This is a genomic window from Gemmiger formicilis (assembly GCF_018784445.1).
In the GTDB taxonomy this organism is placed as follows: Bacteria; Bacillota; Clostridia; order Oscillospirales; family Ruminococcaceae; genus Gemmiger.
In genome coordinates, this window is the sequence record NZ_WQOH01000107.1 from 1 (window position 1) to 204 (window position 204).

General features: G+C 42.2%; 1 protein-coding gene. It reads left to right on the plus strand.

Annotation, left to right across the window (positions count from 1 at the left end; genetic code table 11):
- Positions 1-204, plus strand: a 204-nt coding sequence (locus GPK89_RS16165) for a DUF3846 domain-containing protein (RefSeq protein WP_215694705.1), incomplete at both ends; no start/stop codon positions are given.

Consider the following 204-nt stretch of genomic DNA (forward strand, 5'->3'; position numbering starts at 1 on the left):
TACCACCGAACCGCTTATATGGTCCAACGGATTTCTTCGCAGGTCCGTTTCTGATATGCGGAGACGGTGGCGAAGATCTGATAAGTTTAACGGATAGTCAAATTACAAAATATGAGAAAAAATATCACTCACCCCTGATTTTCCTTGAGCTATATCCGAAGCCGATTACTCTCAAATGCACGCCAGAATTGTATGCTAAATGCA